This window comes from Bacillus sp. ISL-45 (assembly GCF_018613195.1).
GTDB lineage: Bacteria > Bacillota > Bacilli > Bacillales > Cytobacillaceae > Mesobacillus.
In genome coordinates this window covers 504,420-529,684 of record NZ_JAGGQQ010000005.1, presented here as the reverse complement: position 1 = coordinate 529,684, position 25,265 = coordinate 504,420, and the positions used below count along the sequence as shown (strand labels likewise).

Here is a 25,265-nt window from a genome sequence, read left to right as displayed (position 1 = left end):
GCTTTTCGTACCCTTATGCAGTCAACTCTGCACCTATAAGGGTACCGTTCAGCCAAAAGGTACCCTTATGCATCCTTTTCCTCCCACATAGCCATCTTTAGGATCAGGTACATCCGTAAATTTCCCTTAGGCCTTCAAACCGCAAATAGGTTGTTATCCATATGAAATCCGGCAAAATAAAAAGCCTGCTATCAAAAGCAAGCTAAAACGAGTTCACGGTACCTAATCTTTTTAATTGTTCAGTGAGATGTTCAAAAGCTTCCTGGTCCTGGCTGTCCAGTGCCTCATCTATCATGGTAAGCAGTTTGTCTTTTTGGAACTTTTGAATGCTTTCTTCAAGAAATCTTTCTGCTACCATCTTGTCACTTTCGCTGATTTGGAGCTGCCCCGGAACATAAGGGTTTTCTTCCAGCACGGCGGCAAACTGATGGGCTTTGTTTGAAGCGTGGAAATTCAATTGGATGTAAATTTCTTCTTCCCTGTTCAAACGAATGTCGTGGAAAGACTTTTCTGCATCTGTCGTCATCACGTTTTCTTTAAAGAACCTGAAAGGCACTTCATCCACGCAATGGGTCGACATCACTAATCCCCTTGGGCAATACTGTGCATTTTCCACAAAATGCACCTTTTCCATCAGCTGGTCATGGCTCATCAAGTAGTTAAGGATCCAAACGCATTCCCGCCTTTTAAGCTGGTAATGGTTTAAAAACCAGCGGATAAAATCCTTTTTCTCGTTGACAGATACAGGGGTTGTCATTTTTGAATCCCTCCTCTGCATAACTCAAATTTTTTGTTAACGTTACAGATTCTCCGTCAAGCGTTCCAATAACTCACGGAATTCTTCATTGCCAGGTTCTTTTTTAACTAACTTACTAAAAATTTCGGCGGCGTCGGCCATTTTTCCTTCTTCAATTAAAAAATATCCGTAGTCTGTCAAAAATTCTTTATTGTCTTTAAAGAAAGTATATGCTAGTTGGTATTTGTTTAATGACTGTGAAAAATCTTCAATTTGCTGATAAGCAATTGCCTCATCCCAAAGAATCTGAGGTTCCTCTTCTTCTTCGTGGATGTCAGCTGCACGCACCAGCTCAAGTACATCTTCATAGCGTTCCTGCTTGAACAGCAGTTTGTTCAGGACAAGGACTCCTTCCATGAACCCTGGATCCAGAGCGATCGCTTCACGAAGCAATTTTTCGGCAGCTTCTTCATCAGGAATTTTAAGTGCCAATTTGCCGCCATAAAAGTATAAATCTTTATTGAATTCATCCTGCTCGATCCCCTGTTTAACAGCTTCGAACGCCTCTTCTGCCATTTCTTCTCGCTCATAGGCTTTTGCCAGATAGAGATAGAGCGAATGGTATTCCGGATCAAGAGCCTTAAGTTCCTCAAACTTGTCAATCGCTGTTTTATTATAGCCTGCCTGGAGCGCTGTAAAAGCAAAGCCGAACAAAGTATTAATTTCCAGCTTTTGCTCGAGCGCTTTTTCGTAAAAATGAAGAGCTTCCTCAAACGAGCCGCCTGCACTTAACGATTCAGCCAATCTCTGATTGAGATTCACTCCGCCAATTTCTTCATGCGACTTAAGGGCTGTTTCATAATACTGTATTGCTTCAATTAGTTTTCCCTGGTGGGCATATAACTCACCAAGAGCAAAGTCAATCACTGGCTCCTCCGGTAAAAGCCTCTTGGCCTCAAGGAGTTTCTTTTCACTCACCTCAAACAGACCTTCCATTTGATACAGGTCTGCCAGCAGAAGCAGCGCTTGTGGAAAAGAAGGATCTTCTTCATCAACCCTTTCAAGAGAAAGCATGGCCTCCTCCTCTTTACCCATTTCAATCTGAGCTTCAGCGAGCAGAACATGGAGTTCGCCTTCATTGGGATAATCCTTCAATAAGCTTTCAATCAAAGCCTCTGTTTCTTCCATGAAACCGAAGCGGAACATCTCCTCAGAAAGAAGGAATTTTTCTTCGTCGCTTCCTTTTTCAAGAATGCCTTTATAAGCAGCCATTGCCTTTTCAAGCTGTCCATTTTCAATATAAGTTGTTATTTCATTTACTCCGACCATTTTTATCATCCTACCCTTACTTTAGGCTTTTGCCTGAAGCTGTCTGATCAGCAATCATTCATATACCGGCTAAGCCCTTTAATAATTATCTGTAAAAAATCCTGGTGTGTTAATTATAACATTCTCTCCCATTCCTGGCCGATAATAAACCTCGTCCCCGGCGCGAATGACTTTTCCCTTATCGACAGTGACGGCCAGATGCTTCGATTGGAAAAACAACCCATGTTCATCACGTTGTTTGGTTTCCGCGTTTATATTATAAAGATTATAGCTGAGTTCTCCGCCACTGTGCAGATTTGATTTTTCCGGGAAGATTCCGGTTTTCTTTAAAATCGACCTCGACACGGGACCCGGGTTCGCTAGATCATCATGCACCGCGGGAACCTTTTCTCTTTTCATCAAATCACTCCAGGCATTAAGCTGCAGCTGCCTCCCTTTTTTATGCTTACTTTCAGGAAAGACTGGAATGATTGGGCAGTTATAAGGAAATAGCGCTTCCTTGATCCATCCCCACGGCATCGCCGCCAATTCGTCCATCTCATCAATTTCCAGAAAGATCGCTGGTATCTTCAGTTTTTTACATTTACGGATAAATCCGGGATTCATCACCCGTGGCGGGATGCGGACGCCAAGAACAAAATCAATTGGGCTGTCTAAATAATTACTTTTTGCCTGCTTAAGCTTTTCTTCAAGCTGCCGTTCAAATTGGATTTTCACTGTAGTGAATACAACTGTGCTGCCCTTCATTATAAAGTTCTTCAGATAGTATTCTTTTCTCTCTTTAAAAGATTCGTTTACAGGGAGATTCGGGTCAAAGAGGACATGTGTCGGGGTCATTATAAATTTGTCCGCATCCATCCTCATATAGTTATAACGTTCAAATTTGGATGTTGCAGATAAGATTCGCTGGCCCTCCACCAGCATGCTTGTATCCATGAAGGCTTGTCCCTTCAAGAGATGGACATTTTCTATAATGTATGCCATAAAACCACTCCTTTAACGGTCTTATGACAAACTATGCTGAAATTACGAGAATATAACGGCGGTTTTATTTTCTGGCTGTTTTCGTAAAGATTGTTGTTAAAATCCTAAAGCCGATTTTAACGTAATAGAAGGCCATTTTGTTGGTCGGTATTAAGTTTGCATGCTCTTTTCTCACAAAAGAGTCAACCTTACGAAGAAAAATAGGTCATTCAATCCTATTTTGTAGTCAAGAGCAACAAAGTTTGAGAAAAGAGCCTAATATAAATAGAGAGAAGGCCATCCATTGCTCATGATTGGCCTTCCTTCAAACAAAACTATGCTAGTTTCCCAACAAGGAATACAGATCATCAAAGAAATCCGGGTAAGAAACGGCGACGGCTTCGCTTTGCTCTAGGACGACCTCGCTTTTACAGAGAAGGGCGGCGATTGACAGCATCATTCCAATCCTGTGGTCCCCGTGTGCTGACACAGTGCCGCCGTCAAGGCTTTGATTCCCTTGTATAATCATGCCATCATCTGTAGCCTCTATGTCCACCCCGAGCTTCTTTAGTTCATTGACAACGGTATCAATGCGATTTGTTTCCTTCACCTTTAATTCCCCGGCATCCTTAATAACCGTCAATCCCTTAGCCTGCGTTGCCAGCAAAGCAATGACCGGGATTTCATCGATTAATCGGGGAATCAGGTCACCTTCAATTATTGTGCCCCTCAGTTCTGAATGTTTCATTCTTATATCTCCAGCCGGTTCAGCTGAATCACCCTCGTACGGTTCCACCACGAAGTCGGCTCCCATGGCTCTTAGCACATCGATTATTCCGGTTCTTGTCGGATTTAGCCCAACATTTCGAAGAATGATGTCACTCCCGGGAACGACAGCGGCTGCGACTAGAAAAAAGGCGGCGGATGAAATATCACCAGGAACATTTATAGCAGTGCCCTTCAGCATTTGTCCGCCGGTTACCTTTACGGCATTCTCCCTGCGTTCAACTTGGCCGCCAAATTGCTTGATCATCCTTTCGGTATGATCCCTTGTTTTCACTGGCTCAACAACTACTGTCTCACCTTCAGCCTGCAAACCGGCAAGCAAGATCGCAGATTTAACCTGCGCGCTGGCTACTGGCAGTTCATATGTAATTCCGTTTAATTTCTGGCCTTCCACTGTCAGCGGAGTGAATTCTCCATTATTCCTTCCCGTAATGCTTGCTCCCATTTTGCCGAGAGGAAGGGTCACTCTAGTCATCGGCCTTCTTGCGATTGACTCATCACCTTCAAGAGTTGATTTAAACGGCAATCCCGAAAGGATTCCCATCATCAGCCGTATCGTTGTTCCGGAATTCCCGACATACAGTGTTTCCTCAGGCTGGCTTAGTCCATCCGTACCTTTTCCTGTAACCGTTACATTGCTGCCATTCTGGACAATTTCAACACCGAGCTGCCGGAAGCAGGAAATCGTACTTAAACAATCTTCTCCAGGCAGGAAGTTTTCAATACGGGTGACTCCGTCGGCTATTGAACCGAACATGACTGCTCTATGCGAGATTGATTTATCACCAGGTACTTTAACTTGTCCCTCCAAAGAGGTTCTATTTGTTAAAAGAGTTTTCACTGACATTTTTCTGCTCCTTAAGTCTACTCTGCGACAGACATTTCATAGTCTGTCTTTTTTCCAATACATTCTTGTGCTCTGGCCCGGTCATCAGGCGTCTGGAAACTGATCACCAGTACTCCGTATATATCTTCACGAGTTTCTATGATTCTGATATTCGTTATACTGATGTTTTCAACTGCTAGATATCCGGTGATTTCAGAAATCACCCCTGGATAGTCCGGGACATCTACAAACAAATCATAAAAGCTGGGAATAGCTCCTTTGTCGCTTACAGGGAGACCATCCCGGTATTTTTTAGCTGCATCAAAGAAATCATAGATCCTGTCCTGTTCATTAGCTACCAATAATTCTTTTACCCGGCTCATTTCATCCTGCCAGTCAGTTAACAGCGAAATGAGGACTTCCCGGTTTTGAAGCAGGATGTCTCTCCACATCTGCGGATTGCTTGATGCGATTCGGGTTATATCCCTGAACCCTCCAGCAGCCAGCCGGTTGACGAGAGGATTGCCTTCATCCGCCCGTGACGCCTGGTGTACGAGGGAAGCAGCTATTATATGCGGAAAATGGCTGACAACTCCTGTTAGATAGTCATGTTCTTCAGGTGAAACATCCAGAAACTTTGCCCGCGTGCCGGAAAGCCATGCTTTTAGCCGGTCTACCGTCTCACTTCCGACTGAAGCCTCAGGTGTAAGAAGATAGAATGCATTTTCAAACAGGATTTTCTTGGCTGCGGCTACACCGCTTTTATGGGAACCTGCCATTGGATGGCCGCCAATGAAGGTAACTCCTTTTGCTCTCAGGCACGTTGCCTTAGTTGAAATATATCCCTTTGTACTGCCGGTGTCGGTAACAATGACCTCATTTTTCAGTTTCAATGTGGCTAATAGTTCAATTATGTTTCCGGTGGCCAATACCGGAGTCGCAATAATGATTAAGTCCGCCTCCGGTGCTTCCACCTCTAAACTGACTGCTGTGCGGTCAATGACCCCCAGCATCATGGCCAGATCCATTTGATTTTTGTCGGCATCCAAGCCAATTAGTTCTGCCTGCGGATGCTGCCCTTTAATACACATAGCCAGAGAGCCGCCAATCAAACCAAGACCAATGATCAATACGCGGCCTTCCATAAAATCAACACCCTTATTTAGATATTACAGTATCAACACTCAAGTATTCTTTGATCAATTCAATTACCCCTTGATTTTGTTCCTTTGAACCAATGGTAATCCTTACACAGGTCGGGAATCCCAGTGCTGTACCTGAACGCACAATATAACCTCTTTCAAGCAGGTATTGAAAAACCTCCTGGCCATCCCTGTTGAAATCAATCAAGATGAAGTTGCCTTGCGATGGGAAATATTTCAACCCTGTACGATCACAAAAATCATAAAACTGCTGGAGGCCGTTTTTGTTTTCGTTTTTACATTCATCTACAAATTTTTGGTCACCAAGCGCAGCTATTGCAGCTGCCTGAGCCAATGTGTTGACATTGAATGGCTCCCTTGCCGGTTCAAGTGCCCTGATGGTATCTTCGTGGGCGATTCCATAACCAACCCGAAAACTGGCAAGCCCGTATATTTTGGAAAACGTTCGCAGGATAATCAAGTTTTTATACTGATCTAAAAGACTCAGGGAGTCATGATAATCCTCCGCGGTCACATATTCAAAATAAGCTTCATCCAGCACGACAAGCACATCGCTTGGCACCCGAGCCATAAACGCTGTTAATTCTTCTTCAGTTATATAGACACCTGTCGGATTATTCGGAGAGCATAACCAGACAACAGATGTCCGATCATCAATGGCAGCAGCCATCTCATCCAAGTCATGAGCACCGTCAACCAATGGAATTTCTGCTATTTCACAGCCTTCGATAATGCCATTGTGCTTATACTGCGGAAAAGTCGGAGCGGCCATCACAGTTTTTGTCTCTGGTGTAAGCAAGCCGCGGGCAATCATTTGGATTATCTCATCCGACCCGTTTCCAAAAATGATCTGTGCTTCCTTTACACCTAAATGGTCTGCCAAATGCATTCGAAGCTCGGTTGCATATCCATCTGGGTACACTGAATACTTGCCAGCATAATTTGCGATTTCATTTTCCACTTTTTCTGAAGATCCAAATGGATTCTCATTTGATGCCAATTTTACAATCTCGGATAAACCATACTGCCTTTTCACTTCACTGATCGATTTACCAGGCTGGTACGGCTTTAATTTTAGTAGCTGCTCTTTCCATCTCATCTAATCCACCTCAACTATTCTACTCTTTAATTCACTATCTTATTAAAGTAATAAAGAACATGAGCTTATCATACACTGTTTGGTGCTGCAGAAAAAGTATAAAGTTATAAATCAGGTCTTAGTCCTGCAGCTCCCTCAAGATAAATATGCTTGATCTCTTCCTGTGGTTTTTCAGTGTTGAAATGAATCATGACTCTGATACATTTCTGCAGCGAGCCGGGGACTGATAATTCTTGCATACACATGACTGGAACGTAGGTCCAGCCGTCCAAATTTCTTAAAGCCCTTGCCGGAAAGGCTGCATCTACATCATCAGTAGCAGAAATGAAAATCGAGGCAACATCATCCGGTGTAATATCGTTGGTAGCGACTGTTTCTTTTAAAAGTCTTTCAGCAGCAGTAATGATTTCTTGCTCATCATTTTCGTTTACTGTAATAGCTCCTCTTACTCCCCTAATCATCTAACTCCCCCTCTTCTGCAAATTTCATCAGGTTCATCCTCAATACATTTTCCTCGACTTCCTTGAGTGAAGGCACTCCGACCTTTTCCAGTAAAACGAAACGGATTGCCCCATTAACAGTTTTTTTATCCTGCTTCATTCTTTCCAGCAATTGTTCCGAAGAGAGTCCCGCCGGAATTTTGGTTACATACCCAAGATTGTTAAGCCAGTTCTTGAATGTTTTTACCTCGAAATCAAGATCAAGCAATTGTTTGCTTAATTGAAGGGCAAATAGCATCCCGATAGCTACAGCCTCCCCGTGAGTAACTTTACCGTAACCCGCTTCGGCTTCAATTGCATGGCCAAGTGTGTGCCCGAAATTCAAAAATGCACGAATTCCGGTCTCCTTCTCATCTTCTGCGACAACGGACCCCTTAATTTGAATGCCCCTCGTCAAAAACTCAAGCAATGAGTCATTCAATTTATCCAATGACTGGATTTCTTCTTTAAGCCAGGAATAAAAGTTTTCATCGCTTATCAGGGAGTGCTTGATTACTTCCGCAAAGCCGGACCGGATTTCATGGTCAGGGAGGGTTTGCAGGAAATCCAAATCATAAACAACAGCTTCGGGTTGATGGAAGGCACCAATCATATTCTTGCCTAATGGATGGTTAATTGCTACTTTCCCTCCCACGGCACTATCATGGGCAAGAATAGTGGTTGGGACTTGTATGAAGCGGATCCCCCTCATATAAGTCGCTGCCACAAAACCTGCTAAATCTCCGACTGCCCCACCGCCAAAAGAGATGATCAGCGACTTCCTGTCTAGTTTATTTTCAAGCGCTGAAGTAAGACAATCCTTATAAACATCGAACGTTTTCGCTTTTTCCCCTGATGGGACGATTTTTTCAAATATTCGTTCCAGACTTGTGTGTTTGTGAAATGAATCAAGGTGATGCTTGGCGACTGTTCCATCAGTAATGATCATGATTGATGTATATTTGTCTGCAGCATCATGTACAATGCTCCGCAGTTGACGGATAGCACCATTACCAATATATACAGGATAGGTTTTTGTACTTGCAACGATGTTCACTTGCTGCATCTTTAAAAATCCCTCGCAGTCCTTCTTTGCTCTTCGATTGATGCCTTCAATGTGTCAAATCGATCTGCATAAAATTGGTCGATGATGGCTGAAGCAAGTTCCCAGGCAATAACGCTCTCAGCAACCACTGCAGCAGCAGGGACAGCACAGGCATCAGATCGTTCTATACTCGCAGCAAAAGGTTCCTTAGAATCAATATCGACACTCATCAATGGCTTGTAGAGAGTCGGGATCGGTTTCATTACACCACGGACTACGATTGGCATTCCTGTTGTCATCCCGCCTTCAAGGCCTCCAAGCCGGTTCGTTTTCCGGTAGTATCCGCTGCCCTCTTCCCAGGCAATCTCATCATGTACCTGGCTGCCAGGCCTTCTGGCCGCTTCAAAGCCAATACCAATCTCCACACCTTTGAAAGCATTGATGCTCATAATGGCCGCAGCAAGCTTCCCATCAAGTTTACGGTCATAATGGACATAGCTGCCCACTCCAGCCGGCATACCCTCGGCTATTACTTCGACGACACCGCCAATAGAGTCTCCATTTTGCTTTGCGTCATCAATTGCTGCCATCATTTTAGTCCCTGCTTCTGGATCGAAGCATCTGACCGGTGATGCTTCTGTTATTTCTTTAAGCTGTTCAAGTGAAGCGAAATCCTGTTTTTCAGCCATCACCCCGCCAATTTCTACAACATGGGCAACCAATTCGATACCCAGCAGTGACAGCAGTTTTTTTGCCGCAGCACCTGCTGCGACCCTTACAGTCGTTTCCCTGGCAGAAGAACGTTCGAGAACATTTCTCATATCCCGATGGCCATACTTAATTGCGCCATTTAAATCTGCATGACCAGGACGAGGACGTGAAATCTTCCTTTTCACTTCATCAGAGGATAGGTCATCGAGCGGTTCCTGTCCCATAATTCCGGTCCAGTGCTTCCAATCGTTATTTTCTACAACCAGGGCAATCGGCGAACCTAATGTATACCCATGCCGAATCCCTGAAGTGATCTGCACCTGATCTTTTTCAATCTGCATCCTTCTTCCACGGCCATAGCCTTTCTGCCTGCGCGCCAGCTCTTGGTTAATATCTTCTGCTACGAGCGGCATGCCTGCTGGCATCCCCTCTATAATGGTTGTTAGCTGTGGTCCATGTGATTCTCCAGCTGTTAAATATCTCATATACTTTCCCCCTTCAACTCGCTAAAGGATTTGTTTTACTATATCATACAGTTAAAAATAAATAAATTAAAAATTATGAAATATGTATTATTCCTTCTCAGAAAAGCTCTTATCCAGTATTTTGTTGCATTCTACCCGTGTATGATCTTAATTCCGGTTCAGAAGCCTCCTTGAAAAGAGCCATGACACCTTTGAGAATTCGGAAACAAGTAAATGTCCGAAAAGCAACCTTCAATGCGAAAACAGCCTTTTAAGAATGAAGCCATTTTATCATGAAGCCTGTTGACTCGCAAAAAACAATCTCCTGGGACTCGAGTATCCGATTGAGACCTGGAATTTGACCTACGGCGTTACATGCCCTGATTCGGGACAAAGGAAGAAGGAGCTCGGTTACCCGGCTCCTCCTATTATTTCTTTCTGTAAAAGAAAGTATCTGCAGTTTCAAAGTTATATGTACCAGGGTTGAAGATTTGTTCAGTGCTTCCCACAAACAAAATCCCACCAGGTCTTAATGCTGCGCTGAATTTATGGTAAATGCTTTCCTTGGCCTCCTCGGTAAAATAAATGAGGACATTGCGGCAGACGATTAAATCAAAAGGTCCGCCAAAATGGTCGGCAAGCAAATTTTGCTTTTTAAACGCAACAGTCTTCTTAATGTCATCTTTCACAGTATAATAGGGTCCATCCTGCTGAAAAAACTTCTTAATCATTTCTTCAGGGGCTTCATTCAGTGACCTTGCTGAATAAACTCCGAGCCTGGCTTTTGCAAGGACGTTATCATCAATATCGGTCGCCAAAATTTGGATCTTCGATAATGGCATATGTTTTGACAGCACCATTGATAATGTATAGGGCTCTTCTCCCGTGGAGCAGGCTGCACTCCAGATTTTCGGCTTTGGATTTTTGCTTAACAACTCTGGAATCATCGATTGATCAAGGACTTCCCACCGTTTTGCGTTTCTATAAAACTCGGAGACATTGATCGTCATTCGATCCAAAAATTCGTTCATGAGCTGCTGGTCATTGGCCAGAGCCTGGAAAAACTCCTTGAAAGATGAGCAGCCCTTCTTTTGATAGAGTGAGGTCAATCTTCTTTTCATTTGTGCTTCTTTGTATAGAGCAAGGTTTATACCAGTCTTCTGGTAGATTTTTGAGATAAACTGTTCATAGTCTTGCGGCATCATTTTGCTCCCTCTCGGTACTAGAAAAAGTTGGACATTTTCATTATATCGAAAAATGATATGTAGAGTGAGATATTTTTTCATATCTCAAGAAGCCCGCCTGTCATCATTAAGTGAATGGCTCTGTTGACAGGGCTGTTGATTTTCGTTCCAGGCGCTTCGCTTTCCGCGGAGAAGAATTATGTAAAAGCCCAATTGCGGACTTTTACAAAGATCAAATTCTTCCTTGCAGTCAGGGAGCCTCCTCGTCACAATCTCCTGCGGGGTCTCCCCATGACTTGCTCATCCCGCAGGACATTGAATTAGCTTCCCAGAAACTGCCCACGCACGATGAAAATGCGTTAGCATTTTCGGAGTAGTCTACGCGCCTTCCACTACAATCAACAAGATTTAAAAACACCATTCAGCTTTAGCTTTATCAGAGCCAAAAAAAAGAACACTTGCTATTCACAAGTGTCCAGAATTTATTAAAAGATAAGGCGCCTGCGCTTTTCTTAGTAAACCCACTCGTTGATTAATTTGCTGTATTCAGCAAGTTCTTCTTGTTTGAAGAATAACCCGATTTCACGCTCTGCGCTTTCTGGTGAGTCAGATCCGTGAATTACGTTCTTGCCTACAGTAACCCCGAAGTCTCCGCGGATTGTTCCAGGAGCTGCATCCTTAGGGTTAGTTGCACCCATCATCTGGCGTGCTGTAGAAATAACATTCTCTCCCTGCCATACCATAGCGAATACTGGGCCAGAAGTAATGAAGTCTACTAATTCACCGAAGAATGGACGCTCTTTATGTTCGCCGTAATGCTCTTCAGCAAGTTCTCTAGGGATGTTCATAAGTTTTGCCCCAACAAGCTGGAAGCCTTTCTTTTCAAAACGAGCAACAACTTCACCAATCAGGTTGCGCTGTACACCATCAGGCTTTACCATCAAATAAGTCTTTTCCATGAGTTCCACTCCTAATTCATATATGTATGTGAACCGCTTACAAAAGCAATCCTTAGAAATAGTATCATTTTTTTGAAAAATTCGCAACTTGCTAATACTTTCGTTTCCCGATGAATCTGGCGATATCGCGCAACGACTTCTTGGCCTTATTAGATGGGAGCTCTTCAAGGATATCAAGGGCCTTATCCAGGTAACGGTCACTGATGTTCAGTGATTTTTCAATCGCACCTGAATCCTGAACAAGCTTAAGTATTTCATTAAGTTCTTCTCTTGGCATGCCCTCATGGACATTCCTGATCCGGCTTTTGATATATTCGTCCTGCATTGCGTACAGTACAGGAAGTGTTATATTCCCCTGGAGAAGGTCCCCGCCAGCCGGCTTTCCAAGTTCTTTTTCTGTACCAGTGAAATCCAGCACATCATCCGTGATTTGGAAGGACATACCGACATAGTAGCCAAACTTATACAATTTACGGTGGTCCTGCTCAGGAACTCCTGATACCACCGCACCAAGCTGACAGCTCGCTGCAATTAGAAGAGCAGTCTTACGCTTGATTCTCAGCAAGTAATTACGCAGGTTCTGGTCAAAATTATATTTATCTTTTATCTGTTCTATTTCGCCAACACTTAATTCGACGATTGTATCAGAGAGGATTTGGTGCGCTGTCGGATTTTTGATGTCAGTCATAAGCTCCAGCGCCCTGGCAAAAATATAATCTCCCGTATACATCGCAATCCTGTTATCCCATTTTGCTTTGATTGTCGCCTGCCCTCGGCGCAATTCAGCATCGTCGATAACGTCATCATGAACCAGGGAGGCCATATGGATGAGTTCAAGGGAGACCGCTGCATCCTTAATGGTATTGATATCATAATTACCGAATTTTCCACCAAGCAGGACAAAAACGGGCCTGATCCGTTTCCCGCCGGCTTTAAGCAAGTGCAGGCTTGCCTGGCTGAGCAGCTGGGAATCCGCCTGGATCGCTTCTTCCAGTTCTCTCTCGATCAATGTCAAATCAGAATTCAAATATGTATATAGTAACTTCATCTTCATAATTATCCACCCAGCTTTTACATCCTCGATATCCATTGAAGCAACTTTGAACGTACCTTTTCGGCGCCTCAATGCATTCAGGAGGTTTCTATTATGCTTGGAGCTTTCAACCGGCCAAGCTAATTCATTTCTCTGCATCCCGATCCATTCTGATAGCCGCTTCGCTATCATCAACATTGCGTAAAACTAAAAATAAAACAGGCTGACCTTCCTTGACGAGCGAAAAAGAAAAGGACAGCCATGGTCTATTTATACCATCAGAATGTTTATTACCCTGGAAAATGGTCCAGCCAGAGCGCTTTGCAAGCCTTCAAGCCAGTAAAACGCTATTCGTTAAACTCGGAAGAAACCACTCAAGACAGTGTCCACAGACCAGTGCCTTTGCACTCTTCCTATTTCCGGCCAATATGCACGGCCGCTACACCGCCGCTATATGGCTTGTATTCGACATTATTGAAACCTGCCTCGGCGAACATTTTGGCAAGCTCTTTCATGCCTGGAAAATCTTTAGCGGATTCCTGGAGCCAGGAATATTCGTCATAGCTCTTAGCGAACATTTTGCCGAACATCGGCATGATAAACCTGAAGTATACTCGATATGCTTGCTTGAAACCTGGCATTGTCGGCTGGGACGTTTCGAGGCATACCGCCATCCCGCCCGGTTTAAGGACTCTGTAAATTTCACGCAGCACCTGATTGTAATCTGGCACATTCCTCAAACCAAAACCAATAGTTACATAGTCAAAGCTATTATCCTCGAACGGGAGCTCCATTGCATTCCCATGGATTAGAGTTGCCTGATCCAGGTTGCGGGCCTGCAGTTTCTCCTCCCCTATCTTCAGCATATTTTTGCTGAAATCAAGTCCGACCACTTCGCCATCTTTCCCGGCAGCTTCCGCAAGCGCAATCGTCCAATCAGCCGTTCCGCAACAAACATCAAGTGCTTTGGCTCCCTTTTGGACATCCATCTTTTTCATTGTGTCATTGCGCCATTTAATATGCTGCTGAAAACTGATGACAGAATTCATTTGATCGTAATTCTCATAGATTTTTTCAAAGACTCCATGGACACGTTGTTCTTTCGATTGCTGCATTGCATTACCCTTCTTCCGCGAATTTTTTAGACATGGTCTGATGCTGCCCTGCAATCAGGTCTAACCGTTCCATCAGCAAGCTGTTCATCCCTGGCAGCTTCTTTAACGCTGCATTAATCTTCGTCATTGAAAATTCAATATATCTTGTGCAAATTGTTATAAGGTATTTTTGCTGTTCCGATGACAGATTTGTTGTAGTCTGGTCCATTTTTGGCAGAGCAATCTTTTTAAGCGCATTAAAAACAAGTGAACTGCCGGATTTAATGAACTTGGTTTCTTCTGATAGCAGCCTCTTGACAAAAAGCCAATTGGAAGCGAATTCAAACCATTCTGACGCATCCAAATGGTCAGCGACCTTGCCTAAAAGAGCCGACTCGATTAATTTTACACTATCCATTAATTTATCGATCGCTTCAGCTTCTTTTTGGTACAGCAAAATTTTCTGCTCATTGACTTCTTTTACTCCTGAAGCTAATAGCTTGATCATTTCTATATCATCCATATCAGCCAGCAGCTTGTAATATAGGCCACTGAAATATATTCCAGCGAGAACCGTCAGCTGGCGGCGCTTATGGCTTTCATCCTCTTCACCTGGTTGTGAGTTATTGACCTGCTCATGGGTATCAAGGGCAATTTGCAGGAGCATTGTGGTCACAGTGTAGTTCTTTGCTTTTTCCTGATTTACTTCCTGCTGTTCCATCAACGAGGTAAGCAACAAGAGCCTGTCATCATCAATAAAAGGAGATTCTACATGCTCCAGCAAATAAGGATGTGAAAGTTTTTCGAGAAGAAGCTCTCTGGTGCCGTCTAATTTGTTTTGTAAATCTAGCAAATAAATCACCCTTGTTCCCCTTATTTATGTTGGATTGCCGGCGGCGAGCACAATTTTTTCCTATCATGAAAGCCAGCCGTATGCAGAAATCTGGCTATTGAAAACAGACATAAAAAAAGCGCCTAAAAACTATTTTTGCAATTGTACCGAACACTCCAAGGCAGTGACAATTATATCACAAATAGTAAAAACATGAACGTGATATTATAAATTAAACACTAATTACGAAGAACTGAGCTCGATTTTGTAACAAAATAGTTGGTTTTGCACTGATCTACTTCTTCTCACTCATTATTTCACCGAATGGCGTGACGATCTTTGCATGCCCTCTGATTTTGATGGCAGAGGTATGTTCTGTAAACTGCGCGATCATAACTTCACCCTGGTCGAGCTTCTCGGAATGATGGAATCGAGTGTCGGTCCCTCTTGTAAGACCAATTACATTCACTCCATCCTCAATGGCTTTGATTACTACATAATCGGTGTTAACGCTTTGTTTCTTATCCATTATTATCCCCCTTACAGGAAAGAATATGTTGTGTCCGGGACGCACTTGTTAGCCCGTTTTTATAACGTGATAGAAAGTCCAAAAACTTCACTTCGAGAATTGTCCAGCTCCCGCCCCTAGCTCCTCGGGTCGCCAGCCACAGGATAAGGAAAGCTTCGAAGCGAATCATCGCACGACCGAAAGCGGTAGCTTTTGGGAGGACGTGGCGTTATAGGCGGGCAGCGCCTGTCGGGGCTGACCAAGGCACTTGCGCTTTTCTTATAATATAACAAAAGGCTAAAAGAATTACTTTCAGCCTCTGACACTTTTGCATGCTACTTTTTTATCAAATCCCTTTAAGCTTTGATCAATGAGAGAATTTCAGCTCTTGCGTTTACATCCTCGGCCAAAGTACCTCTTACAGCAGATGTAACTGTTTTCGAGCCAGGTTTCTTTACCCCTCTCATTGTCATGCACATATGTTCTGCTTCTACCACTACCATTACACCATGGGGATCCAGCTTTTCCATGATCGAATTCGCTATCGTGGAAGTGATCCTTTCCTGAAGCTGAGGTCTTTTAGCCACTGCTTCCACCGCTCTTGCAAGCTTGCTGAGCCCAGTAACCTTTCCTCCTCGCGGAATGTATGCGACATGCGCCTTGCCAAAGAAAGGAACCAGATGATGTTCACACATAGAATAGAAAGGAATATCCTTTACCAATACCAACTCCTCATGGTCCTCACCAAAAATGGTTTCGAAGTATTCTTTAGGATCCTGGTTCAATCCTGAGAAAACCTCCTCATACATCTTAGCGACCCGTTTGGGAGTATCTAGCAAACCTTCCCTGTTAGGATCTTCACCGACTGCTTCTAATATTAAACGCACCGCTTCTTCAATTTGGGCACGATTGACGTTTGACATCTGCGTTTCCTCCTATGATCCATCAATCTCATCATAATCCTGCATAGATAAGCAACTATTAGATTATAATATTTTCATCTTAGCATAACCAATTCTCGGCAGGCAAAACTTAATATTCAACTGTAACAATAAAAAGCGCAATGGCCTCGTTCAGACACGACTCTCGATGGAGCTCGATTTAGAAAACCGTCTATAGTTACCGATCCAAGGTTTTTCAAATTCCCGGAAAGAACAGAAAGCGCAAGCGCCTCGTTAAGCCCCGACAAGCGCTGCCCGCCTATGACGCCACGTCCTCCCAAAAGCTACCGCTTTCGGTCGTGCGATGATTCGCTTCGAAGCTTTCCTTATCCTGTGGCTGGCGGGTCTAGCACATCTTGTGCCTCGGAGGGCCTGTCAGTGAAGTCGTTCTTTGCCTCATTGGCAGGACCGAACTCGAAAAGTATAGCCGACTGCTTAGAAACGCAGAAACTGGAGACTCCGACAAAGAAGCGCTTTTTGCTTCTGCCGGCGGAGTTGAAGTTTCGGAGTTTCTAGGAGGCGACACTAGACAAGCGACTCAAGGGGCTAGGCGCTGGAGCTGGATTAAGATAACTTCAGAGAGTTATCCACAACTCAATAACTTTTATAAATTCCTTAACCAAGCAAAAAGGCCGCGAACAGGTCGCGGCCCTTAGGGTTTAGCATACGCTCAGTGCGTCGTATGTAATTATTTCACTGCATCCTTAAGTGCTTTACCTGGTTTGAAAGCAGGCACCTTGCTTGCAGAGATTTCGATTTCATCACCAGTTTGTGGGTTGCGGCCTTTACGGGCAGCGCGCTCACGAACTTCGAAGTTACCAAAACCGATTAATTGTACTTTGTCCCCATCTTTTAATGCATTTAAGATTGAATCAAAAACAGCGTCAACTGCTTTTGTTGCATCTTTCTTTGAAAGCTCGCTAGCTTCTGCAACTGCATTTATAAGTTCTGTTTTGTTCATGCCATTCACCTCCTCCCAAAGAGATCCCATTGCTCAGAAATTAAGCATCTTAACTACATTTCTAAACAAAACTTGTGAATTCTATACGTTGCCGGCAGATTTTATTATCCTAGTTTGCAAAAAACTATGATAAAGAAACCTAAAATCGCTTGAAACCCTGTTATATAAGGGTTTTTAAGCTACAACGCTAATTCTGTTAAAAGATTATCATAATGTTTTCCTCTTATCAAGATAATTTCAAGAAATAATGGGAATCTTTTCTTCTTTGAAACATATTTGTAATATGTTGACCCTAATTCATTACCCGTAACTGCCGCCATCAAACATACAATAATGAATTTTAAGTCTTTCATCCTTAATTCAAAGGATGTTTTTAAGGTCTTTTCTCATATTTCGCTGCAGATAAATTATATTAGAAGAGCATTTTCTGTTTAGACAACATAATGGAGTATGAATCAAAATCTTCTGGAAGACAAACAAAAAGACTCCCAAAAGGAGTCCAATTATAATATGATTGCTATTAATCCACCGGAACCTTCGTTGATGATTCTTTCCAGCGTTTCTTTTAATTTATACCGTGCATTTTCAGGCATCAAGCTCAATTTTGCCGAAATTCCTTCTCTGACGATCGAGCTCAAGCTCCTGCCAAAGATATCAGAATTCCAGATTGACAGCGGATCATCTTCAAAATCCTGCATCAGATAGCGAACAAGCTCTTCACTTTGTTTCTCTGTGCCAATGATTGGCGAGAATTCAGATTCGACGTCCACTTTGATCATATGGATTGAAGGCGCTACTGCCCTTAAGCGAACACCGAAACGCGACCCCTGGCGGATAATTTCCGGTTCTTCAAGGCTCATGTCAGTCAAGGATGGTGAAGCAATCCCATAACCTGTCTGCTTAACCATTTTAAGCGCATCAGAAATCTGGTCAAACTCTGTTTTTGCATATGCGAACTCCTGCATCAGCTCAAGCAGATGATCCTTCCCGCGTATCTCAACGCCTACGATTTCTTTCAGAATCTCATCGTAAAGATCATCTGGGGCATACAGGTCGATTTCAGCAACACCCTGGCCCATTTCGATACCCGCCAGTCCAGCCCTGTCAATGTAGTCAAAATCGCTGAATTGATGGACGACCCTGTCTACATCACGCAGCCTCTTGATATCCTTCACAGTCTCTTTGACTGCTTCCTGGTAGCTTTCACGCAGCCAGTGGTTTTCACGAAGGACCATTACCCAGCTAGGCAGGTTGACATTCACTTCAAGTACAGGGAACTCATACAGAGCCTCCCGCATCACACTGAGAACATCAGATTCACGCATGCTTTCAACACTCATTGCCAGTACAGGGATATCGTATTTGTCCGCTAACTGGGCTCGTAATGTTTCTGTATTGGGATGGTAAGGCTGTGCACTGTTCACCACCATGATAAACGGCTTTCCGACTTCCTTGAGCTCTTCAATCACTCTTTCTTCTGCTTCAATGTAATCCTGTCTTGGGATTTCCCCAATTGTCCCATCAGTCGTGATGACGACGCCAAGTGTAGAATGTTCCTGAATAACCTTCCTTGTTCCAATTTCAGCTGCTTCATGGAAAGGGATTGGCTCTTCATACCAAGGCGTGTTGATCATCCTCGGTCCATTCTCATCCTCATAACCCTTCGCTCCTGGAACCGTATAACCCACACAATCGACGAGCCTGATATTCACATCCAGGCCATCATCCACATGAACAGATGCTGCCTGGTTAGGCACGAATTTTGGTTCAGTAGTCATAATCGTTTTACCTGCTGCACTTTGTGGCAGCTCATCAAGCGCTCTGGCTCTATCAGCCTCATTATTGATATTAGGTAAAACCACCAGCTCCATAAATTTCTTAATAAAAGTGGATTTTCCGGTGCGGACCGCACCTACAACCCCCAGGTAAATATCGCCGCCAGTCCTCTCGGCAATATCTTTAAAAATATCTACCTTTTCCAAGTGATCCCCTCCCGATCATAGAGTTAGTGGGAATAAATTCATCCAAATTAGTAATCTGGGACAGTATATATTTATGATGTTGTCCTATATCAATATGACAATTTTTTTATATTTTTACCCCCTTATTTTGATTTAACAAAAGAATCCCTTCAATTCCCATATATGAGAACAATTGATATCTTTTTTAAGACAAAAAAACCCTGCTTCTACAATATATTTTGCAGAATCAGGGTTATGACAAATTTATTAGAAATCAGAAGAGCCTTACAGCATCAACAGGAAACCGATATTTAATCCTTTACCAAAAAGACCGGTTCATTGGTCTCCTGATCGATGGCATAGGGCAAAGAATAGGCTGGAACAAACATAGAATTATCTACGAGGATTTCACGTATATCCACACCTTCTTCAAATTCTTCCTTTGATGATTTAATAGCCTGGTAGAGATCACTCCGGTAATCCACATAAATTTCTCCTTCAGTAGAGATGATAAAATGCAGGTTCTGGTTTGTGAACGGGCTTACAACCACAGGCTCCTCTTTATAGCCAATCTTTTTGAAATCAAGCGTGTACACTTTTTCCGCGATCTTTTCCTTGAATGGAGGATAACCTGTGGCATTGATCCGCATTTTTATCTCACGGATCGTCTCTGCTATTCTTAAGTCGAGCAGCTTTACTGTTGGATCTGTTTCTGCATCTACAAGGACATATTGAAACAGTCCGCCATTTTCATAGGCATTACCTGGAGCCTCGGCCATATATCTTGGAACGATCTTCTTGAAATCTATTGGATACTTTTGGTAAATAGGTGTCTCTGCATCTTTTGTCTTGATTGGCAGCAAACCGCCATTTGCTTCCTTGTACTGGTCAACTGCAGACTGGACACTGTCAAGCTGATCCTTATAGGGCACTTGGTTCTGTACTAGCTTTTCTTCCGGATACATACAACCAGTCAACGTGACTAAGACAAGGATGACCGCCAGATAAATACGGATTTTCTTCATTGATCCCAACCCTTTAAACCTATGTATTTTATTCACTCGTAGGGCCGCTGAAAACGACAAAGAAAATTATCAGCCCTGCGATGATCATCAATATGTAGGCAATGATTGCCGTGGCTATTTTGAAAAAGCCTTTTAACTTGTAGCGGCTTAAATAAATGGCAAACAAAGACAGTATCATACTTCCCATTCCAACAAAAGAAATATACATCTTCAATAAAGCGGGTGACAAAGTAAACCCCTCCCTTTTCCGAGAAGTATTATATCATAAGCAGCAAGCATGCAGGCAAATAAATCTTTTTTTAAGACTCTTTTCTCAAAGTTTGTTGCTAGTGACAATGACCAATGTTCCTCTACAAAATTAAAGCTTATTATGAGAAAAGAGCTTGCAAACTTAATACCGGCCTACAAATTGGCTTTTTATTTCGTTAAAATCGGCTTTAGGATTTTAACAACAATTTTTACGAAAACAGTCTTATTTTAGGCTCTTTTCTCAAAGTTTGTTGCTAGTGACAATGACCAATGTTCCTCTATAAAATTAAAGCTTATTATGAGAAAAGAGCTTGCAAACTTAATACCGGCCAACAAATCGGCTTTTTATTTCGTTAAAATCGGCTTTAGGATTTTAACAACAATTTTTACGAAAACAGTCTATTTTAACAGCAAAAAAAGCTGAGGTAAAGAAGGGGCGGACAACTTTACCTCAGCCTACATGACTAAATACCCTTACACCCAGTTCAAACCACCAGTTTGCTTCGTATGCATCTTATGCATGCATTATGGAAATCGCATCCTCGAATGCCCATTTTGACAACATTATACAGCAGAAAATTTTTCTGATTCAGATTTTCCCGCCAAGAATGTCTGCCAGGTCTTCCATTTCGTGTGTTTTCTCTCGGGACATCAACCCATCAACAGCGTCCTTCGGATTGACACCATCGAAAAGGATATTATATAGCGCATTCGTTATTGGCATATTGACTCCGTACTTTCCTGCAAGCTGATAGGCTGCCTTAGTTGTCCGGACTCCTTCTACGACCATCCCCATATTCTCAAGGACTTCCTCAAGGTTCTGGCCTTTACCAAGCAGATTTCCCGCCCGCCAGTTCCTGGAATGGACACTCGTGCAAGTAACAATCAAGTCTCCGATACCTGTCAACCCTGAAAAGGTCAATGGGCTCGCCCCCATTTTGACACCAAGCCGGGCGATCTCCGCAAGACCCCTGGTAATTAAAGCTGCCTTAGCGTTATCCCCATAACCTAATCCATCTGAAATTCCGGCAGCCAGAGCAATAATATTTTTTAGCGCTCCGCCAATTTCCACACCGATCAAATCTGGATTCGTGTAAACCCTAAAGTTATTATTGATGAACAGGTCCTGGATTTTTTCGGCTGCTCCCATGTTTTTCGAGGATACAGTTACCGTTGTAGGGTGGCGCAGGCTTACCTCTTCGGCATGGCTTGGACCGGATAAGACAACAACACTTTCCAACAAGTCCTCGGGCATTTCTTCTTCGATCATTTCGGAAATACGAAGCAAGGAATCAGGTTCAATCCCTTTGCTGACGTGGACGATGACCAAAGGTTCAGAGGTAACCTCAATCATCTTCCTGATTACTTCACGGATCGCTTTTGTAGGAACTGCCAAAACCACTGTTCTGATTCCGTCCAATGACTCTTGAAGTGAAGAATGACCAAAAATGGTTGCAGGCAGAGTAATTTCAGGAAGATACTTCTTGTTGGTATGGTGGAGATTGATTTCATCAATTTGCACTGGATTGTGCCCCCAAAGACGAACCTCATGCCCATTGTCGGCAAGGACCATAGCCAAAGCCGTTCCCCAGCTCCCTGCCCCAAGAACTGCTACTTTCTCACTCTTCCTTTCCATTTAAACCACAACCTTTTTCTTATTTTCTTTGTCTCGCAAAAATCTTGATTGGTGTGCCTGTGAAATCGAAGGCATCCCTGATTCTGTTTTCAAGGAATCGCTCATAAGAAAAATGCATTAATTCAGGTTCATTGACAAAGACAACAAATGTTGGCGGCTTGACCGATACCTGTGTCGCGTAATAAATCTTTAGCCTTTTTCCTTTGTCTGTTGGAGTTGGATTCATCGCAATAGCATCCATGACAACTTCATTCAGGATATTCGTCTGAACCCTCATTGCATGGTTTTCACTCGCCATATTAATCATCGGCATCAATGTGTGGATTCTTTTCTTTGTTTTTGCCGATAAGAAAACAATTGGGGCATAGCTCAGGAATTGGAAGTGAGTACGTATTTTTTCCTCGAATTCCTTCATTGTCTTTTCATCCTTTTCGATTGCATCCCATTTGTTTACAACGATGATGACAGCGCGCCCTGCTTCCTCGGCATATCCGGCAATGTGCTTATCCTGCTCGATGATGCCTTCTTCCGCATTAATGACAATGAGGACAACATCAGAACGCTCAATCGCCCTTAATGCCCTTAAAACACTATATTTTTCAGTTGTTTCATACACTTTCCCTTTTTTGCGCATACCCGCGGTATCAATAATGACATATTTTTGCCCATTATAAGTTACTTGCGAGTCAATCGCGTCTCTGGTCGTTCCCGCTATATCACTTACAATGACACGGTCTTCCCCTAGAATCGCATTCACTAAAGAAGACTTCCCAACGTTCGGTCGGCCAATCAATGAGAACTTAATCGCATCTTTATCATATTCATCTTCTTTGTCCTTTGGAAAATGCTTAGCTGCCTCATCCAGCAAATCACCCAGACCCAGTCCATGCGATCCAGAGATCGGGAAAGGTTCACCGAAACCAAGAGCATAAAAGTCGTAAATCATGTCTCTCATTTCCGGGTTATCAATTTTATTGACCGCCAGGACCACTGGCTTGTTGGAACGATAAAGGATTTTTGCCACTTCTTCATCAGCGGACGTTACTCCCTCTCTGCCGTTCACAAGGAAAATGATGACATCTGCCTCATCAATGGCAATTTCAGCCTGCTGGCGGATTTGATCCAAAAACGGCTCGTCCCCTAAATCTATCCCGCCAGTATCAATAATATTAAAATCATGTGTCAGCCATTCAGCTGAACTGTATATACGATCCCTCGTTACTCCAGGAATATCTTCAACGATCGAAATACGTTCACCAACGATTCGGTTAAAAATCGTAGACTTGCCGACATTCGGACGCCCAACGATAGCTACCACTGGTTTCGTCATGAACATCACCCTTTCAAAATTCTATTGTGCAGGTCAAAGGACCTGAGCCATAACAATGTCAAACTCAAAACTTTTTATAGTTCTCATTATTAATTTAATGCCTTGAAGACATTTATAAAATAAACCCTTCTTGATATACAGAAGGGTCTGGCTTAATCAGTTTATCAAAAGATGCCTTAAACAGGCAATGAAAACATTTCTTGTCAGTGTTTTACGATAATATAGAGCTCGTCTGTCAGTGCATGAGCGATCCCATCCAGGATTGCTTCAAGGTTTGCAGCAACCTTCTCCATTTCTTCCTTTGAATCGCAATGAAAAACGGCTGTACCAGCTGGCATTTTTTTAGGGTTCGTGGTAATGGCGGCAAGGACGAATTTTTCCAGCATCATTGTGCACCACTCCCTTCATTGCTCTTTTTTTCAGAAGGCATCCTGATTGCATTCTCCAGTGTTGGCACATCACCAATTACCGTTAAAGCCCGCTCGATATCCCGTTCCTGCGGAAGCACGAAAACTCCTACTCTGCCATCGTCAAGGTCCCTCTTCGCCAACGGAACGAGCGCTGGTGTACCTGAATCGCGATAAACGCCAAGCGCAGTTGACAAGTCATGCAGAACAGCCTGCCTCTGACCAAGATTCGCAATTGTGGACCGTGCATTCATGTTTTTTGGTTTTAAAATAAATCCCATACCATAACGAAGTACTTCTTTCTGCCTTTCAGGAAGACCAATGTTCATGATATAGATATTATCCACATAAAGCCCTGCACCATCAAACCTTGGTTCCATATATTCGATTTCAACAATATCCTTCAGCTTCCCCCCTGACATCAGCTTATGGGATATTACCACCGCGATTACTGCCGCAATGATTCCAGCCCAAATATTAAATATCAGATAGGCGAGCGTGCTGACAAGGGAAGTGAAGATCACCAGGTAATTACGGCTCTCAAAAGCAATCGCAATGCCCTCAATATATGTCTTTCCGCGAGAAACGAGTTCATAGCTATCGAGTTCAGTCAGAGTGTTTCTCTCCATGTTCCTGACTTCCCTGAATTGTGACGCAGCAAGGGTCAAAAAGGTAATCGCCGTGAACTCTTCCTCCATGATTGCAGGACCTGCAACAGTGCCAAGCCCTGCCGCGATGAATCCGAGAGCTACATGAATGATTTTTCCGTGTAAATAGGTTGGATACTGACGATAATCGGTCCTAAGCATAAAAAGCCTCGATAAGGTCCCAATAGCAATTCCGAATACGATTGGTAACGTATATTCATTCATGAAGTCTTTTGTTCCTCCCCTTCAACTTGATTTAAGGTACTGCCGGACATGACCGCAATCATTGATTCAATAGCTGACCAGGCGAGGAGAAGTCCGAGAGATATGAACAGGAGGTCCATAAAAGCCATGGAAGCAGCAGCATATGGAAAGTTAAATTTCCACAGAATCGCTGAAAACAATAGATCCCCCTGCAAAAATCCTGAAATCAATGCTAATATACGGTCTTGCCTTTCTTTATGTAACAGGACTGCCAGATAAAAACCTGCTGCTCCTAGCATGATTTTCCGATCGAACAATACCCAAATCGGATCAAATAATTCGAACATCAAAAAACTTGTGTACGCAAGCATAATAATAAATGAACTTAAAAATAAATATAAAAATGAGCCAGTCTTTTTCCGTCTTGTTTCAAGGAAAATAAACAAGGCAATTGCTAAAGCAGACAGATGCATCTCGAAAATAAAAACATCGACTGTGTATGGTGCAGCAAAAATGACGGCCAGCAAGATAACAGCCCATTTCAGTCTCAGAGGATTGTTTTTATTCATGAAGAAAGTAGTCCAAACCCAACCGATCCAAGCAAGCCAATAAAAGTACAACCCTTCCATCCAACCCCTCCTATCATTTCCATTATGGTAAACCGTTATGTAATTTAATCTTTTTTGCATAAAG

At 43.1% G+C, this 25,265-nt stretch carries 26 protein-coding genes; 1 reads left to right on the top strand and 25 read right to left on the bottom strand.

The window, feature by feature from the left end; all coding sequences use genetic code 11:
• Nucleotides 1–202: 202 nt before the first annotated feature.
• The 16 genes from J7E35_RS08170 to folE form a co-directional block, all read right to left on the bottom strand.
• Nucleotides 203–757, bottom strand: a complete 555-nt coding sequence (locus J7E35_RS08170; protein ID WP_192470591.1) for a ReoY family proteolytic degradation factor — start codon at nt 755–757, stop codon at nt 203–205.
• A 42-nt stretch (nt 758–799) separates the two neighbouring features.
• On the bottom strand, nt 800–2,065 hold the full coding sequence (locus J7E35_RS08165) for a tetratricopeptide repeat protein (protein ID WP_214778676.1): 1,266 nt from the start codon (nt 2,063–2,065) through the stop codon (nt 800–802).
• Between the two features lie 78 nt (nt 2,066–2,143).
• The gene (locus J7E35_RS08160) at nt 2,144–3,049 is read right to left on the bottom strand and encodes a hypothetical protein (protein WP_214778674.1); all 906 of its coding nucleotides are present in this window, start codon (nt 3,047–3,049) and stop codon (nt 2,144–2,146) included.
• Nucleotides 3,050–3,368: 319 nt separating this feature from the next.
• Entirely contained in the window at nt 3,369–4,661 is a 1,293-nt protein-coding gene (aroA, locus tag J7E35_RS08155) for a 3-phosphoshikimate 1-carboxyvinyltransferase (RefSeq protein WP_214778672.1), read from the bottom strand.
• Nucleotides 4,662–4,678: 17 nt separating this feature from the next.
• Nucleotides 4,679–5,785, bottom strand: coding sequence for a prephenate dehydrogenase (locus tag J7E35_RS08150; protein WP_214778670.1), 1,107 nt, complete (start codon nt 5,783–5,785; stop codon nt 4,679–4,681).
• A gap of 13 nt (nt 5,786–5,798) precedes the next feature.
• A complete protein-coding gene (gene hisC, locus J7E35_RS08145; protein ID WP_214778668.1) occupies nt 5,799–6,902 on the bottom strand; it encodes a histidinol-phosphate transaminase in 1,104 nt (367 codons plus the stop codon).
• Nucleotides 6,903–7,006: 104 nt separating this feature from the next.
• Nucleotides 7,007–7,363, bottom strand: coding sequence for a chorismate mutase (aroH, locus tag J7E35_RS08140; RefSeq protein WP_214778666.1), 357 nt, complete (start codon nt 7,361–7,363; stop codon nt 7,007–7,009).
• The gene (gene aroB / locus J7E35_RS08135) at nt 7,356–8,447 is read right to left on the bottom strand and encodes a 3-dehydroquinate synthase (protein WP_214778663.1); all 1,092 of its coding nucleotides are present in this window, start codon (nt 8,445–8,447) and stop codon (nt 7,356–7,358) included. The genes aroH and aroB overlap by 8 nt, the downstream gene beginning before the upstream one ends.
• Nucleotides 8,448–8,449: 2 nt before the next feature.
• Nucleotides 8,450–9,622, bottom strand: coding sequence for a chorismate synthase (gene aroC, locus J7E35_RS08130; protein ID WP_214778661.1), 1,173 nt, complete (start codon nt 9,620–9,622; stop codon nt 8,450–8,452).
• 407 nt (nt 9,623–10,029) lie between these two features.
• Nucleotides 10,030–10,803: a CheR family methyltransferase gene (locus J7E35_RS08125; RefSeq protein WP_214778737.1), complete on the bottom strand. Its 774-nt coding sequence runs from the start codon at nt 10,801–10,803 to the stop codon at nt 10,030–10,032.
• Between the two features lie 494 nt (nt 10,804–11,297).
• On the bottom strand, nt 11,298–11,744 hold the full coding sequence (gene ndk, locus J7E35_RS08120) for a nucleoside-diphosphate kinase (RefSeq protein WP_102263408.1): 447 nt from the start codon (nt 11,742–11,744) through the stop codon (nt 11,298–11,300).
• Between the two features lie 91 nt (nt 11,745–11,835).
• A complete protein-coding gene (gene hepT, locus J7E35_RS08115) occupies nt 11,836–12,798 on the bottom strand; it encodes a heptaprenyl diphosphate synthase component II (RefSeq protein WP_214778735.1) in 963 nt (320 codons plus the stop codon).
• Nucleotides 12,799–13,190: 392 nt separating this feature from the next.
• Nucleotides 13,191–13,892: a demethylmenaquinone methyltransferase gene (locus J7E35_RS08110; RefSeq protein WP_214778659.1), complete on the bottom strand. Its 702-nt coding sequence runs from the start codon at nt 13,890–13,892 to the stop codon at nt 13,191–13,193.
• Between the two features lie 4 nt (nt 13,893–13,896).
• Complete coding sequence (locus J7E35_RS08105) at nt 13,897–14,733, bottom strand: heptaprenyl diphosphate synthase component 1 (RefSeq protein ID WP_353050023.1); 837 nt, start codon at nt 14,731–14,733, stop codon at nt 13,897–13,899.
• Between the two features lie 265 nt (nt 14,734–14,998).
• Nucleotides 14,999–15,232 (bottom strand): trp RNA-binding attenuation protein MtrB, encoded by a 234-nt coding sequence (mtrB, locus tag J7E35_RS08100; protein ID WP_192470602.1) that lies wholly within the window; start codon nt 15,230–15,232, stop codon nt 14,999–15,001.
• Nucleotides 15,233–15,567: 335 nt separating this feature from the next.
• The gene (gene folE / locus J7E35_RS08095; protein ID WP_214737120.1) at nt 15,568–16,134 is read right to left on the bottom strand and encodes a GTP cyclohydrolase I FolE; all 567 of its coding nucleotides are present in this window, start codon (nt 16,132–16,134) and stop codon (nt 15,568–15,570) included.
• A gap of 374 nt (nt 16,135–16,508) precedes the next feature.
• On the opposite strand from folE, the gene J7E35_RS08090 reads away from it, so the two are divergent.
• Nucleotides 16,509–16,808: a hypothetical protein gene (locus tag J7E35_RS08090; protein ID WP_214778657.1), complete on the top strand. Its 300-nt coding sequence runs from the start codon at nt 16,509–16,511 to the stop codon at nt 16,806–16,808.
• Between the two features lie 32 nt (nt 16,809–16,840).
• On the opposite strand, the gene J7E35_RS08085 is transcribed toward J7E35_RS08090, so the two are convergent.
• The 9 genes from J7E35_RS08085 to J7E35_RS08045 all read right to left on the bottom strand — a co-directional run bounded on the left by J7E35_RS08085 (nt 16,841) and on the right by J7E35_RS08045 (nt 25,201).
• Nucleotides 16,841–17,113: an HU family DNA-binding protein gene (locus J7E35_RS08085; RefSeq protein WP_023627533.1), complete on the bottom strand. Its 273-nt coding sequence runs from the start codon at nt 17,111–17,113 to the stop codon at nt 16,841–16,843.
• A gap of 503 nt (nt 17,114–17,616) precedes the next feature.
• Entirely contained in the window at nt 17,617–19,095 is a 1,479-nt protein-coding gene (gene spoIVA / locus J7E35_RS08080) for a stage IV sporulation protein A (RefSeq protein WP_214778655.1), read from the bottom strand.
• Between the two features lie 290 nt (nt 19,096–19,385).
• Nucleotides 19,386–20,099 carry a hypothetical protein gene (locus J7E35_RS08075; RefSeq protein WP_214778653.1) on the bottom strand — a complete coding sequence of 238 codons (714 nt, stop codon included), beginning with the start codon at nt 20,097–20,099 and terminating at the stop codon, nt 19,386–19,388.
• A 28-nt stretch (nt 20,100–20,127) separates the two neighbouring features.
• Nucleotides 20,128–20,328 carry a DUF2768 domain-containing protein gene (locus J7E35_RS08070; RefSeq protein ID WP_167831376.1) on the bottom strand — a complete coding sequence of 67 codons (201 nt, stop codon included), beginning with the start codon at nt 20,326–20,328 and terminating at the stop codon, nt 20,128–20,130.
• 609 nt (nt 20,329–20,937) lie between these two features.
• Nucleotides 20,938–21,984 carry an NAD(P)H-dependent glycerol-3-phosphate dehydrogenase gene (locus tag J7E35_RS08065; RefSeq protein WP_214778651.1) on the bottom strand — a complete coding sequence of 349 codons (1,047 nt, stop codon included), beginning with the start codon at nt 21,982–21,984 and terminating at the stop codon, nt 20,938–20,940.
• Nucleotides 21,985–22,003: 19 nt separating this feature from the next.
• Nucleotides 22,004–23,314, bottom strand: a complete 1,311-nt coding sequence (gene der / locus J7E35_RS08060) for a ribosome biogenesis GTPase Der (RefSeq protein WP_214778649.1) — start codon at nt 23,312–23,314, stop codon at nt 22,004–22,006.
• A 203-nt stretch (nt 23,315–23,517) separates the two neighbouring features.
• On the bottom strand, nt 23,518–23,703 hold the full coding sequence (locus J7E35_RS08055) for a capping complex subunit for YIEGIA (protein ID WP_214737128.1): 186 nt from the start codon (nt 23,701–23,703) through the stop codon (nt 23,518–23,520).
• Complete coding sequence (locus tag J7E35_RS08050) at nt 23,700–24,593, bottom strand: YIEGIA family protein (protein WP_214778647.1); 894 nt, start codon at nt 24,591–24,593, stop codon at nt 23,700–23,702. Before J7E35_RS08050 ends, J7E35_RS08055 begins: the two co-directional genes overlap by 4 nt.
• Complete coding sequence (locus J7E35_RS08045) at nt 24,590–25,201, bottom strand: YphA family membrane protein (protein WP_214778645.1); 612 nt, start codon at nt 25,199–25,201, stop codon at nt 24,590–24,592. Before J7E35_RS08045 ends, J7E35_RS08050 begins: the two co-directional genes overlap by 4 nt.
• Nucleotides 25,202–25,265: the final 64 nt, after the last annotated feature.